The organism is Micromonospora endophytica, assembly GCF_003236305.1.
Taxonomy (GTDB): Bacteria; Actinomycetota; Actinomycetes; order Mycobacteriales; family Micromonosporaceae; genus Micromonospora; species Micromonospora endophytica.
Genome location: NZ_POTX01000510.1, coordinates 1 through 731, shown reverse-complemented (window position 1 = coordinate 731; position 731 = coordinate 1). Strand labels below are relative to the sequence as shown.

The following is a 731-nucleotide window of genomic DNA, read 5'->3' as shown; positions in this document are numbered from 1 at the left end:
CCCAACACCACCGCGTCCCCCGGCAGACCCGCCGCGAACGCCGCCACCGCCGCCAACAACTCGCCCGCCGAACGCACCCCGGACAGATCCAACCCCGACAACACCAACCCGGTGTCACTGACATGCACATGCGCGTCCACGAACGCCGGCGTCACCAACGCCCCGTCCAGATCCACCACCCGGTCCGCCACCGGCGCGTCCGCATCCGCACCCAACCAGGCGATCCGCCCGTCCCGCACCAACAGGGCCGTCGCCGACGGCTCCGCCGGACAGAACAGCGCGCCACCGCGATACAACGTCGAGGGGTTCTTCGTCATGGCCTCAGTCTGCCGCCAGCCGAGCCTCGAACAGACCACGCACCCCCGGCTCGTCACGCAGCAGCCCCAACGCCAACTCCGCGTGCCCCGGCACGTACCCGTTCCCGACAAGCATCGTCACATCCGCCGCCAGGCCCTCCGCCCCCAACGCCGCCGCCGCGAAACTCGTCGCCATCGAAAAGAAGACCACCGTGCCACCGTCAGCGGTCGCCAACACCGCCCCATGCTCACAACCCGGCACATCCACGCAGACCACAGTCACATCCGCCGGCATCCCCAACGCCGACGTCACCGCCGTGGACAACGCCACCGGATCCCGCGCGTCCGCCACCACCACCGCGTCCGCCAGACCCGCCGCCACCAGGGCGTCCCGCTCCGCCGCCACCGGCACCACCCCGACCGTACGACCCGCAC

The 731-nt window shown here is 71.4% G+C and carries 1 protein-coding gene and 1 pseudogene; both read right to left on the bottom strand.

Features of this window, described 5'->3' with window-relative positions:
* A partial coding sequence (locus tag C1I93_RS30830) for an amidohydrolase family protein (protein ID WP_146603623.1) occupies positions 1-317 on the bottom strand: 317 nt, incomplete at its 3' end.
* A gap of 4 nt (positions 318-321) precedes the next feature.
* Positions 322-731 (bottom strand): annotated as a pseudogene (locus C1I93_RS30825) (L-erythro-3,5-diaminohexanoate dehydrogenase); the annotation flags it as partial.